This is a genomic window from Enterobacter chengduensis (assembly GCF_001984825.2).
Lineage (GTDB): Bacteria > Pseudomonadota > Gammaproteobacteria > Enterobacterales > Enterobacteriaceae > Enterobacter > Enterobacter chengduensis.
This window is the reverse complement of the sequence record NZ_CP043318.1, coordinates 5,099,438-5,111,427: the sequence shown is the minus strand read 5'-3', so window position 1 is coordinate 5,111,427 and position 11,990 is coordinate 5,099,438. Positions and strand designations below refer to the sequence as shown.

Below are 11,990 nucleotides of genomic sequence, written 5' to 3'. Positions count from 1 at the left end.
GGCGGACTCCACTCGAACAATAAAAGAAAACTATTGAATATTCATGATTGTTGGCGCACATCGACATGACCCTGTGCAAAGGGTGACGTGCGAATTGCTATCTGCAATTTAACCTGACCAGGATCCTGGGATCCCGTTCGGGACCGCGGATCATAGCCTAAACTGAGCCAGAGATCTTCTGTTTCTCACAGATTCTTCCCGATTTATCCACAGGAAGATCCGAAACCGGGTAAGTGTAAACGATCCTGGCGCGAGTGCCCCGCGATTTAGCCCGCATATTGGAAAAATTAATGAGCACAGACAATTTATTGCTTAAATGATCTAACGAAGATCCAGGACGATCCTTGCGCTTTGTTGGTGAGCCCGTATAATCCTCGACCCGGCGCGTGATGCTCATCTTCCTGCGTCGTCCGTTGCTCATTTTCCACGCGAAAACGTGCGGAAATACGCGGGAAATAAGGAAAGAGAATTGACTCCGGAGTGTACAATTATTACAATCCGGCCTCTTTAATCACCCACGCTGAGGCGTTAGTCGTTCGAAACTCGTTCGGGTATACGCAAAAGTCAGTGAATTTATTCAAGTTTAGGTAGAAATCGCCATGAAACGCACTTTTCAACCGTCTGTACTGAAGCGCAACCGTTCTCACGGCTTCCGTGCTCGTATGGCTACTAAAAATGGTCGTCAGGTTCTGGCACGTCGTCGTGCTAAAGGCCGCGCTCGTCTGACCGTTTCCAAGTAATAAAGCTAACCCCTGAGTGGTTAAGCTCGCATTTCCCAGGGAGTTACGTTTGTTAACTCCCGCTCATTTCACTTTCGTCTTCCAGCAGCCACTACGGGCTGGCACGCCGCAAATCACCATCCTCGGCCGCCAAAATTCGCTGGGGCATCCCCGCATCGGTCTCACAGTCGCCAAGAAAAATGTTAAGCGTGCGCATGAACGCAATCGGATTAAACGTCTGACGCGTGAAAGCTTCCGTTTACGTCAGCACGAACTGCCTTCAATGGATTTCGTGGTGGTGGCGAAGAAAGGGGTTGCCGACCTCGATAACCGTGCTCTCTCGGAAGCGTTGGAAAAATTATGGCGCCGCCACTGTCGCCTGGCTCACGGGTCCTGATAGCCCTCATTCGGGTCTATCAACGCCTGATTAGTCCGCTACTCGGGCCGCACTGCCGTTTCACACCCACATGCTCAAGCTACGGAATTGAGGCATTGCGCAGGTTTGGAGTGATAAAAGGCAGTTGGTTGACGGTGAAACGCGTATTAAAATGCCACCCTTTACACCCAGGTGGAGACGACCCCGTCCCTCCAGGACCCTTTGATACCAGAGAACACTAACGATGGATTCGCAACGCAATCTTCTTATCATCGCTTTGTTGTTCGTGTCTTTCATGATCTGGCAGGCGTGGGAGCAGGATAAAAATCCTCAACCACAACAGCAGGTCACGCAGACAACGACCACCGCAGCGGGTAGCGCCGCCGACCAGGGCGTACCGGCCAGTGGCCAGGGGAAACAGATTACGGTTAAAACCGACGTGCTTGAGCTGACTATCAACACCCGTGGTGGTGATGTTGAGCAGGCGCTGCTGTTGACCTACCCGAAAGAGCTGAAGTCTACCGAACCGTTCCAGTTGCTGGAAACCACGCCTGAGTTTATCTACCAGGCACAGAGCGGCCTGACCGGTCGTGACGGCCCGGATAACCCGGCTAACGGCGCGCGTCCGCTGTATAACGTCGAGAACGATACCTTTGTGCTGGCTGATGGTCAGAACGAACTCGTTATCCCGATGACCTACACCGACGCCGCAGGCAACACCTTCACCAAAACCTTCACCCTGAAGCGCGGTGAATATGCGGTGAACGTGGGCTACAGCGTACAGAACACCGGTGCGAAACCGCTGGAACTGTCTACCTTTGGCCAGCTGAAGCAGTCCATCAATCTGCCGTCTCACCGTGACACCGGAAGCAGCAACTTTGCGCTGCATACCTTCCGTGGCGCGGCGTACTCCACGCCTGACGCGAAGTACGAGAAATACAAATTCGACACCATTGCCGATAACGAAAACCTGAACGTCAGCGCTAAAGGCGGCTGGGTGGCAATGCTGCAGCAGTATTTCGCGACTGCATGGGTGCCAAATAACGACGGTACCAATAACTTCTACACCGCGAACCTGGGCAACGGTATTGCAGCCATCGGCTACAAGTCTCAGCCGGTTCTGGTGCAGCCGGGTCAAACCGGTAAGCTGGCAAGCACTCTGTGGGTCGGCCCGGAAATTCAGGACAAAATGGCCGCCGTTGCGCCGCACCTGGATCTGACCGTGGATTACGGCTGGTTGTGGTTCATCTCTCAGCCGCTGTTCAAGCTGCTGAAGTTCATCCACAGCTTCCTGGGTAACTGGGGCTTCTCCATCATCGTTATCACCTTCATCGTTCGTGGCATCATGTACCCGCTGACCAAAGCGCAGTACACCTCCATGGCGAAGATGCGTATGCTGCAGCCGAAGATTCAGGCAATGCGTGAGCGTCTGGGCGATGACAAACAGCGTCAGAGTCAGGAAATGATGGCCCTGTATAAAGCAGAGAAAGTGAACCCGCTGGGTGGTTGCTTCCCGCTGCTGATTCAGATGCCAATCTTCCTTGCGCTGTACTACATGCTGATGGGTTCCGTTGAACTGCGTCACGCGCCGTTCGCCCTGTGGATCCATGACCTGTCCGCACAGGACCCGTACTACATCCTGCCGATCCTGATGGGCGTGACGATGTTCTTCATCCAGAAGATGTCGCCGACCACCGTGACCGACCCGATGCAGCAGAAGATCATGACCTTTATGCCGGTCATCTTCACCGTGTTCTTCCTGTGGTTCCCGTCAGGTCTGGTGCTGTACTATATCGTCAGCAACCTGGTAACCATCATCCAGCAGCAGCTGATTTACCGTGGTCTGGAAAAACGTGGCCTGCATAGCCGCGAAAAGAAAAAGTCCTGATCCGATAAGTTAACGCTAAAATAAGGGCGGTCGATTGACCGCCTTTTTTATTTGTATTGAACGAGAGCAACCATGAGCCATAACGACACTATCGTCGCCCAGGCAACCCCACCGGGACGCGGTGGTGTAGGCATTCTGCGCATCTCCGGCCTGAAGGCGCGCGAGGTGGCTGAAGCGGTGCTGGGTAAACTGCCAAAGCCGCGCTACGCTGATTACCTGCCGTTTAAGGACACCGACGGCACGCCGCTGGACCAGGGCATTGCGCTGTGGTTCCCCGGCCCGAACTCCTTTACCGGTGAAGACGTGCTGGAACTGCAGGGCCACGGCGGCCCGGTTATCCTCGACCTGCTGTTAAAACGTATTCTGACCCTGCCGGGCCTGCGTATTGCCAAGCCGGGCGAGTTCTCCGAGCGTGCCTTCCTCAACGACAAGCTCGATCTGGCGCAGGCCGAGGCGATTGCTGACCTGATCGACGCCAGTTCCGAACAGGCGGCGCGTTCCGCCCTGAACTCGCTGCAGGGGGCATTCTCCGCGCGCGTGAATCACCTTGTGGAAGCACTTACTCACCTGCGTATTTACGTGGAAGCGGCTATCGACTTCCCGGATGAGGAGATCGATTTCCTCTCTGACGGCAAAATCGAAGCCCAGCTCAACCAGGTGATGAGCGATCTCGACGCCGTTCGCGCCGAAGCGCGCCAGGGCAGCCTGCTGCGCGAAGGGATGAAGGTGGTCATTGCCGGACGCCCGAACGCCGGGAAATCGAGCCTGCTGAACGCCCTGGCGGGCCGTGAAGCGGCGATTGTGACCGACATTGCCGGCACCACCCGCGACGTGCTGCGCGAGCATATCCACATCGACGGGATGCCGCTGCATATTATCGACACCGCCGGTCTGCGCGATGCCAGCGACGAGGTTGAGCGTATCGGTATCGAGCGCGCCTGGCAGGAGATCGAGCAGGCCGATCGCGTGCTGTTTATGGTGGATGGCACCACCACCGATGCCGTAGACCCGGCTGAGATTTGGCCGGACTTTATCGCCCGACTGCCGGCTAAGCTGCCAATCACCGTGGTGCGCAACAAGGCGGACGTGACCGGCGAAACGCTCGGCATCAGCGATGTGAATGGTCACTCACTGATTCGCCTGTCGGCCCGCACCGGCGAAGGCGTGGACGATCTGCGTAACCATCTCAAGCAGAGCATGGGCTTTGACACCAGCATGGAAGGCGGCTTCCTGGCGCGCCGTCGTCACCTGCAGGCGCTGGAAGAGGCGGCGAACCACCTCGTTCAGGGTAAAGCACAGCTGATCGGCGCGTGGGCAGGTGAACTGCTGGCGGAAGAGCTGCGTCTGGCGCAGCAGAATCTGAGCGAGATCACCGGGGAGTTTACGTCGGACGATCTGCTGGGAAGGATCTTCTCGAGCTTCTGTATTGGTAAATAATACCCGCTAAGCAATGGTGATTTCCTCCCAGGAAATCACCATTGTCCAAATGGCAACTCGCCTAATCCCTTTTCACCCCCTATCCTGCATGCCTGCATCTATGGGGGGTCTATGGCGCGTTTTCTGTTTTGTAGTTTCGCATTAGTTCTGCTTTATCCGTCCGGCATTGATATGTATCTGGTGGGATTACCGCACATCGCCCGCGATCTGGGCGCCAGCGAGGCGCAGCTGCACATCGCGTTTTCGGCCTACCTCGCGGGGATGGCGTCGTCGATGGTGTTTGCCGGGAAGATCGCGGATAAGGCTGGCCGTCAGCCAGTGGCGATAACCGGCGCCATCATTTTTGCCCTGGCGTCCCTTCTCTGCTCGCAGGCGCAAAACAGCCCCCTGTTCCTGGCCGGGCGCTTTATCCAGGGCATTGGGGCGGGTGGCTGTTACGTGGTGGCCTTTGCGATCCTGCGCGACACCTTAAGCGCCCAGCGTCGCGCGAAGGTGCTCTCCATGCTTAACGGCATAACCTGCATCATCCCGGTGCTGGCTCCCGTCGTGGGCTACCTGATCATGCTGAAATTCCCGTGGCAGAGCCTGTTCTGGACCATGGCAGCCATGGGCGCGCTGGTGTTTGTCCTGTCGATCGCCGTGCTGAAAGAAACCCACCCGGGCTCGCAAAATACCGGTCACCCCCCAACAATTCACCCGGCAGAGAAGCTGCTTAACCGCTTTTTTCTCAGTCGTCTGGCCGTCACCACGCTAAGCGTGGCGGTGATCCTCACCTATGTAAACGTTTCCCCGGTTTTACTGATGGAGACCATGGGCTTCGATCGCGGCGAGTATTCAACGGTGATGGCGTTAACCGCCATGGTCAGTATGGCCGTCTCGTTCTCCACCCCCTTTGCGCTAAATGTTTTTAGCCAGCGCACGCTGATGCTGACCTCTCAGGTGCTGTTCCTCGCAGCAGGCATAATCCTGGCGACGGCCACCTCACACGCGGTGATGCTGGTGGGTATTACGCTCATTTGTGCCGGGTTCTCGGTTGGCTTTGGCGTGGCGATGAGTCAGGCGCTCGGCCCGTTCTCGCTGCGGGCAGGCGTGGCGAGCTCGGTGCTGGGTATAGCGCAGGTCTGCGGCTCGTCGCTGTGGATCTGGCTGGCGGCGGTCATCGGACTTAACGCGCTGAATATGCTGATCGGGGTTCTGATTGGCTGTAGCATACTGTGCATTACCTTACTTATGGTCATCCAGCCCGCGGCACATTATGAAGAAGCCCATCAGCAGTCTCGATCTTAACCTGTTGCTGTGCCTGCAGCTTTTGCTGCAGGAGCGCAGCGTCACCAGGGCGGCGAAGCGGATGAACGTGACGCCGTCGGCGGTGAGTAAATCGCTGGCCAAGCTGCGCGACTGGTTCGACGACCCGCTGTTTGTCAAAACGCCGTTAGGATTGCTTCCCACGCCGCTGACGGTGAGTCTTGAGCAGGATCTGGCTGACTGGATGCAAATCGGCAACCAGATACTCGATAAATTCCATCATGATTCACCTGGCGGTCTGACGTTCGTGCTGGCCGCCGAAACGCCGCTGATGCTGATCCGCTTCAATACCCTGCTGGAGCAGGTGAATCAGCGCTATCCGCAGGCGACGGTGAAGATGCACCACTGGGATTACGATTCGCTGGACGCCATTACGCGTGGCGAGGTGGATCTTGGCTTTACCGGGCGAGAAACGCATCCGCGCTCCCGCGAGCTGCTGAAGCTGCTGCCGTGGTTTATCGACTACGAAATCCTGTTCAGCGACCGCCCCTGCGTCTATCTGCGCGAGGATCATCCGGCGCTTCAGCAAGAGTGGAATCTGGATACCTTCCTGCGCTACCCGCATATCAGCATCTTCTGGGAACGCAGCGACACCTGGGCGCTGGATGAGGTGCTAAAGGAGATGGGACGTGAACGTAATATCGCCATGTGCCTGCCGGGCTTCGAACAGGCGATGTTTATGGCGGCGCAGCCCGGCCATCACTATATCGCCACCGCGCCGCACTACTGCCACCACTACAATGAACTCCACCAGCGGAAGCTGATCGCGCTTCCCATTCCCATTGATGAGGAGCTGGCGGAAAAGTTGACCGTGCCGTTCACGCTGATCTGGCATAAACGGAACAGCCATAACCCAAAAATCCTCTGGCTGCGGGAGACCATCAGGGCGCTGTACGGTGCGAGCGGTCCAATTTTTGCCTAAGAAAATGTAAAGTTCGGTCCTAAGGCTTCTCTTACTTCCATTTACTGATTAAAACAGGAGGCAAGTTAAGCGATAATCATGTAACCGTTTAACCGATTACGACCATTATCAGGGAGCGAAAAATGGCTACGCACTTTGCAAGAGGGATACTTACGGAAGGACGTCTCGTATCGGCAAGAATTTCTTCAGCCTGCCACCGTGAAGCACTCGCGCTTCCGGAACACCGCAGGTCGCGGTTTTTAGCGTCCCGGGCGCTTCTCGCGGAACTGATGTTTATGCTGTACGGCACCAGCGAGCTGCCGGACATCACGACCCAACCCGAAGGCCGCCCGGTCTTCGCCGACCCGGATCTCCCTCGTTTTTCGATTGCCTACACGGGCAATATCATTGGCGTTGCGCTGACCACCGAAGGGGATTGTGGGCTAGATATGGAACTTCAGCGCGCGACGCGCAGCTTCCACGGGGGCAATGCCCATGAAGACTATCCGCTCTCCAGCAACGAGAAGCTGTGGGTCCGCAACCAGAACGATGCTGTCGAAGCCAGAGCCCAGCTCATTACCTTGCGCCAGAGCATTCGCAAGCTCTGCGGATGCGCCTCAGACGATGCCAGCCTGCTGCAGCTGTTGCCGGGCTCCGGGCGTCTGCGCGCCGCCCAGGCCACGCTGGTAGAAGCGCTCTGCGATGCAGAAGATGTGCTCATTTGGTCCATTGCGGTGACCCCCGCCATCGAACGCATGAAAATCTGGGAATTTGACAGCCAACAGGGATGGCGTAGCCTTCCTGATGTGCCCGAGCGCGCCAACGAGCCCGCCGCACGTCTGATGCGTTTAACCAGTTTACCGGCAGAAAAAGCATTTACCCTAAGCTGATCCAATCAGGGTCATCATGATGAAACAGGAGTAATCATGTCTGATACGTTGAAAGTCGTTACGTTACTGGGAAGCCTGCGCAAAGGTTCATTTAACGGGATGGTAGCCCGCACGCTGCCACAGCTGGCGCCTGCAGGAATGGAGATTAGCGCCCTGCCGTCTATTGGCGATATTCCGCTGTATGATGCGGATGTCCAGCAGGAAGAAGGGTTCCCGCAGAGCGTTGAGGCGCTGGCAGATCAAATCCGCCAGGCCGACGGCGTGGTCATTGTCACCCCGGAGTATAACTACTCGGTTCCGGGTGGCCTGAAGAATGCCATCGACTGGCTGTCCCGTTTACCTGAGCAGCCGCTGACAGGCAAACCGGTACTCATCCAGACCAGTTCTATGGGCGCCATTGGCGGCGCACGCTGCCAGTACCACCTGCGCCAAATCCTGGTATTCCTGGATGCGATGGTGATGAACAAGCCGGAGTTTATGGGTGGCGTGATTCAGAACAAGGTCGACCCGCAGACGGGCGAGGTGGTGGATCAGAGCACGCGCGACCATCTTTCTGGCCAGCTAACGGCGTTTGGGGATTATATTAAGCGGGTTAAAGCGTAAGATCGTTGCGGCCTTATGCCCTCACCCTGGCCCTCTCCCCGTGGGAGAGGGAACAAACGCTAAAGCCCTTTTCGAAGAAAAGGGCTTGCTGTTTATTTGGCGTCAATAAACACAATCTTCAGCACAAACAGCAGTGCAACAACAATCACACACGGGCTGAGGTCGCGGAAGCGGCCGGTACCGATCTTCATTACGCAGTAGGAGATAAAGCCCAGCGCGATACCTTCGGTAATCGAGAAGCTGAACGGCATCATCACGGCGGTAATAAACGCCGGCACCGCTTCGGTTAAATCATCCCACTTCACGCGTGACAGGCTGGAGGTCATCAGCACCCCCACGTAGATCAGCGCGCCGGCCGCTGCATACGGAGGAACCATACCCGCCAGCGGAGAGAGGAAGATCACCAGCAGGAACAGAATACCCACCACCACCGCCGTCAGGCCGGTACGGCCGCCTACGGACACGCCGGAAGAGGATTCAATGTAAGCGGTAACAGACGAGGTGCCGATGAAAGAGCCCGCGACGGAAGAGATGCTATCCACAAACAGCGCCTGCTTCATGCGCGGGAATTTCCCTTTCTCGTCCGCCAGGCCCGCTTTGTCCGTCACGCCAATCAGCGTACCGGAGGAGTCAAACAGGTTAACCAGCATGAAGGAGAAAATCACGCCCGCCAGGCCCAGGTTCAGGGAACCCGCCAGGTCAACGTGACCAATTACGGTTGAGACGCTCGGCGGCGCGGAGACGATGCCGTTATAGTGAACGTCGCCCAGCATCCAGCCCAGCAGGGTGGTAACCACGATGGACACCAGCACCGCCGCGTGAATATTGCGGGAGGCCAGGATCGCGATGATAAAGAAGCCCAGCACGCCCAGCAGCACGTTATGCGAGGTCAGGTGGCCGATGGTCACCAGCGTGTCCGGGTTCGCCACGATCACGCCGGCGTTTTTCAGCCCCATCATGCCGATGAACAGACCAATACCGCTGGTGATGCCCACGCGCAGGCTCACGGGAATGTTCGCAATCATCCAGTAACGCACGCGGAAAATGGTCAGCAGCAGCAGGCCAATCGCGCCCCAGAAGATGGCGCCCATGCCCACCTGCCACGGCAGCCCCATCGCCTGAACCACCACGAACGCGAAGAAGGCGTTCAGACCCATAGCGGGAGCCAGCGCAACCGGCAGGTTAGCGAACACGCCCATCAGGATACTGCCAAGCGCCGCAATCAGACAGGTAGTCACAAAGACGGCGCTGGTATCCATGCCAGCAACGCCCAGAATTTGAGGGTTCACAAAAACGATATAGACCATCGTCAGGAAGGTGGTGAAACCGGCGATCACTTCGGTGCGTGCCGTTGTGCCGTGCTCGCGCAGTTTAAACACGCGCTCAAGCAGACCCTGACCAGATGTCTGGGTAGTGTGTTGTTGACTCATCATCAATTTCCGAACAAGGAGGGAAAATTCGTCGCTATCCTATACCAAAATGCGACAATAGTGGCGGTTACGTGATACTTTTTTCATTGAATTTGCTTATACGGCAACGATTGCGTGCCGGTGAACTGCCGTACGTAAACGTTAAACTGGTTAAAAGGGAAAGGCATGTCCGGAATTGAAGCGGTATTTTTCGACTGCGACGGAACGCTGGTCGACAGTGAGGTCATTTGTTCCCGCGCGTATGTCACCATGTTCCAGGAATTTGGCATTACGCTGGAACTCGAAGAGGTGTTTAAACGCTTTAAGGGCGTAAAGCTCTACGAGATCATCGACATCATTAACGAAGAACACGGCGTGGATCTGGCGAAAGCGGAGCTGGAGCCGGTCTACCGCGCCGAGGTTGCACGCCTGTTCGATTCGGAGCTGGAGGTGATTCCGGGCGCAAACGCGCTGCTGGATGCCATGACGGTGCCGATCTGCGTCGTCTCCAACGGTCCGGTCAGCAAAATGCAGCACTCGCTCGGCAAGCTTAATATGTTGCACCACTTTCCGGAAAAGCTGTTCAGCGGCTACGATATCCAGCGCTGGAAGCCGGACCCGGCGCTGATGTTCCATGCGGCGAAAGCGATGAACGTCAACGTGGAGAACTGCATTCTGGTGGATGACTCGTCCGCGGGCGCGCAGTCGGGCATTGATGCCGGGATGGAGGTGTTTTACTTCTGTGCCGATCCGCACAACAAGCCGATCGTTCATCCAAAAGTAACGACTTTTACCGATCTGGCGCAGTTGCCAGAGCTGTGGAAGGCGCGCGGTTGGAATATTACTCGCTGAAAAAACAAAGCCGGATGGCGCTAGCGCTTATCCGGCCTACAGATCGTGCGTAGGGCGGGTAAGCGCTAGCGCCACCCGCCACAAAAATCACTCTTTCGGATCTTTACCCGCCAGCAGCTTGTCCAGCTCGTCGCCGCCGACGTGACGGAAGTCCTGACCCTTCACGAAGTAGAAAATGTATTCGCAAATGTTCTGGCAGCGGTCGCCGATACGCTCGATGGAGCGCGCGCAGAACAGGGCAGTCAGCACGCTTGGAATGGTGCGGGAGTCTTCCATCATGTAGGTCATCAGCTGACGCACGATGCCTTCATACTCCTGGTCGACCTTCTTGTCTTCACGGTAGATACGTACCGCTTCATCCAGATCCATACGCGCAAAAGCATCCAGCACGTCGTGCAGCATTTGCACGGTGTGGCGGCCCAGCGACTCCAGGCTCACCAGCAGCGGCTGGTGCTGCTGAGAGAATTTCTCCAGCGCGGTGCGGCAGATTTTATCGGCAACGTCACCAATACGCTCCAGCTCGGCGATGGTTTTGATGATCGCCATCACCAGACGCAGGTCGCTCGCCGTCGGCTGACGTTTCGCGATAATGCGCACGCAGGCTTCGTCGATCGCGACTTCCATCATGTTGACGTTTTTGTCGCCTTCAATGACGCGCTTCGCCAGCTCGCTGTCCTGGTTGTGCATTGCCGTAATCGCATCGGAAAGCTGCTGCTCAACCATGCCGCCCATGGTCATCACCTGCGTGCGAATACTTTCCAGCTCTGCGTTGAACTGGCCTGAAATGTGTTTATTAAGATTGAGATTGTCCATCGCGCGCTCCTGAATCAACCGTAACGACCGGTGATATAGTCTTCTGTTTGCTTTTTAGCGGGCTTGGTGAACAGATCGTCCGTGTTACTGAACTCAATCAACTCGCCCAGGTACATAAACGCCGTGTGATCGGAGCAACGCGCAGCCTGCTGCATGTTGTGGGTCACGATAACCACGGTGTAATCCTGCTTCAGTTCGGTGATCAGCTCTTCAATACGACCGGTTGAGATCGGGTCCAGCGCTGAACACGGCTCATCCAGCAGCAACACTTCCGGGCGAATAGCAATACCGCGCGCAATGCACAGACGCTGCTGCTGACCACCGGACAGAGAGTACCCGCTCTGGTGAAGTTTATCTTTGGTTTCGTTCCATAATGCGGCCTTGGTCAACGCCCACTGCACGCGCTCGTCCATATCGGCACGGGAGAGCTTTTCAAACAGGCGAACGCCAAAGGCGATGTTGTCATAAATGGACATCGGGAACGGCGTGGGTTTCTGGAACACCATCCCCACTTTAGCGCGCAGCAGGGCGATATCCTGCGCCTGGGTCAGAATGTTTTCGCCGTCGAGGATAATTTCACCTTCAGCGCGCTGCTCCGGATAGAGCGAATACATTTTGTTAAAGGTACGCAGCAGCGTGGATTTCCCACAGCCGGACGGACCGATAAATGCCGTGACCTGGTTCTTCGCGATATCCAGGTTGATGTTCTTCAGGGCATGGAATTTGCCGTAGTAGAAGTTCAAATCACGAACCTGAATCTTACCCGGGGCAGTATCAACCATACTCATTGACTCGTT

At 56.4% G+C, this 11,990-nt stretch carries 13 protein-coding genes; 10 read left to right on the top strand and 3 right to left on the bottom strand.

All coding sequences use genetic code 11. The features are described from left to right. Positions 1–599: 599 nt before the first annotated feature. From rpmH to FY206_RS24605, 9 genes are all read left to right on the top strand, one after another. Positions 600–740: a 50S ribosomal protein L34 gene (rpmH, locus tag FY206_RS24645; RefSeq protein WP_000831330.1), complete on the top strand. Its 141-nt coding sequence runs from the start codon at positions 600–602 to the stop codon at positions 738–740. Positions 741–756: 16 nt separating this feature from the next. Beyond that, the gene (rnpA, locus tag FY206_RS24640; RefSeq protein WP_032640303.1) at positions 757–1,116 is read left to right on the top strand and encodes a ribonuclease P protein component; all 360 of its coding nucleotides are present in this window, start codon (positions 757–759) and stop codon (positions 1,114–1,116) included. Continuing rightward, positions 1,080–1,337, top strand: a complete 258-nt coding sequence (yidD, locus tag FY206_RS24635) for a membrane protein insertion efficiency factor YidD (protein WP_001307474.1) — start codon at positions 1,080–1,082, stop codon at positions 1,335–1,337. Before rnpA ends, yidD begins: the two co-directional genes overlap by 37 nt. A 2-nt stretch (positions 1,338–1,339) precedes the next feature. Continuing rightward, positions 1,340–2,983: a membrane protein insertase YidC gene (gene yidC / locus FY206_RS24630; protein WP_032644251.1), complete on the top strand. Its 1,644-nt coding sequence runs from the start codon at positions 1,340–1,342 to the stop codon at positions 2,981–2,983. Between the two features lie 72 nt (positions 2,984–3,055). Then, positions 3,056–4,420, top strand: a complete 1,365-nt coding sequence (gene mnmE, locus FY206_RS24625; RefSeq protein ID WP_032644252.1) for a tRNA uridine-5-carboxymethylaminomethyl(34) synthesis GTPase MnmE — start codon at positions 3,056–3,058, stop codon at positions 4,418–4,420. Between the two features lie 111 nt (positions 4,421–4,531). After that, positions 4,532–5,707, top strand: a complete 1,176-nt coding sequence (locus FY206_RS24620) for an MFS transporter (RefSeq protein ID WP_032644253.1) — start codon at positions 4,532–4,534, stop codon at positions 5,705–5,707. Then, positions 5,676–6,647, top strand: a complete 972-nt coding sequence (yidZ, locus tag FY206_RS24615) for an HTH-type transcriptional regulator YidZ (protein ID WP_032644254.1) — start codon at positions 5,676–5,678, stop codon at positions 6,645–6,647. Before FY206_RS24620 ends, yidZ begins: the two co-directional genes overlap by 32 nt. 122 nt (positions 6,648–6,769) lie before the next feature. Continuing rightward, positions 6,770–7,516, top strand: a complete 747-nt coding sequence (locus FY206_RS24610; RefSeq protein WP_077064358.1) for a 4'-phosphopantetheinyl transferase family protein — start codon at positions 6,770–6,772, stop codon at positions 7,514–7,516. A 36-nt stretch (positions 7,517–7,552) separates the two neighbouring features. Next, positions 7,553–8,119 carry an NADPH-dependent FMN reductase gene (locus FY206_RS24605; protein WP_032644256.1) on the top strand — a complete coding sequence of 189 codons (567 nt, stop codon included), beginning with the start codon at positions 7,553–7,555 and terminating at the stop codon, positions 8,117–8,119. A gap of 92 nt (positions 8,120–8,211) precedes the next feature. Here the strand turns inward: FY206_RS24605 and adeP are convergent, their stop codons facing one another. Further along, positions 8,212–9,549, bottom strand: coding sequence for an adenine permease AdeP (gene adeP, locus FY206_RS24600; protein WP_143349474.1), 1,338 nt, complete (start codon positions 9,547–9,549; stop codon positions 8,212–8,214). A gap of 165 nt (positions 9,550–9,714) precedes the next feature. Here adeP and yieH point away from each other — a divergent pair, with 165 nt between their 5' ends. After that, on the top strand, positions 9,715–10,380 hold the full coding sequence (gene yieH / locus FY206_RS24595; protein ID WP_032644258.1) for a 6-phosphogluconate phosphatase: 666 nt from the start codon (positions 9,715–9,717) through the stop codon (positions 10,378–10,380). 87 nt (positions 10,381–10,467) lie between these two features. On the opposite strand, the gene phoU is transcribed toward yieH, so the two are convergent. Next, positions 10,468–11,193, bottom strand: coding sequence for a phosphate signaling complex protein PhoU (gene phoU / locus FY206_RS24590; protein ID WP_008500182.1), 726 nt, complete (start codon positions 11,191–11,193; stop codon positions 10,468–10,470). Between the two features lie 14 nt (positions 11,194–11,207). After that, complete coding sequence (gene pstB, locus FY206_RS24585; protein WP_008500183.1) at positions 11,208–11,981, bottom strand: phosphate ABC transporter ATP-binding protein PstB; 774 nt, start codon at positions 11,979–11,981, stop codon at positions 11,208–11,210. Positions 11,982–11,990 lie beyond the last annotated feature (9 nt).

Bases quoted from the DNA above. Each gene is read 5' to 3' on its own strand.
- rpmH (WP_000831330.1), top strand. From the start codon at position 600: ATGAAACGCACTTTTCAACCGTCTGTACTGAAGCGCAACCGTTCTCAC.
- yidD (WP_001307474.1), top strand. From the start codon at position 1,080: ATGGCGCCGCCACTGTCGCCTGGCTCACGGGTCCTGATAGCCCTCATT.
- yidC (WP_032644251.1), top strand. From the start codon at position 1,340: ATGGATTCGCAACGCAATCTTCTTATCATCGCTTTGTTGTTCGTGTCT.
- mnmE (WP_032644252.1), top strand. From the start codon at position 3,056: ATGAGCCATAACGACACTATCGTCGCCCAGGCAACCCCACCGGGACGC.
- FY206_RS24620 (WP_032644253.1), top strand. From the start codon at position 4,532: ATGGCGCGTTTTCTGTTTTGTAGTTTCGCATTAGTTCTGCTTTATCCG.
- yidZ (WP_032644254.1), top strand. From the start codon at position 5,676: ATGAAGAAGCCCATCAGCAGTCTCGATCTTAACCTGTTGCTGTGCCTG.
- FY206_RS24610 (WP_077064358.1), top strand. From the start codon at position 6,770: ATGGCTACGCACTTTGCAAGAGGGATACTTACGGAAGGACGTCTCGTA.
- FY206_RS24605 (WP_032644256.1), top strand. From the start codon at position 7,553: ATGTCTGATACGTTGAAAGTCGTTACGTTACTGGGAAGCCTGCGCAAA.
- adeP (WP_143349474.1), bottom strand. From the start codon at position 9,549: ATGAGTCAACAACACACTACCCAGACATCTGGTCAGGGTCTGCTTGAG.
- yieH (WP_032644258.1), top strand. From the start codon at position 9,715: ATGTCCGGAATTGAAGCGGTATTTTTCGACTGCGACGGAACGCTGGTC.
- phoU (WP_008500182.1), bottom strand. From the start codon at position 11,193: ATGGACAATCTCAATCTTAATAAACACATTTCAGGCCAGTTCAACGCA.
- pstB (WP_008500183.1), bottom strand. From the start codon at position 11,981: ATGAGTATGGTTGATACTGCCCCGGGTAAGATTCAGGTTCGTGATTTG.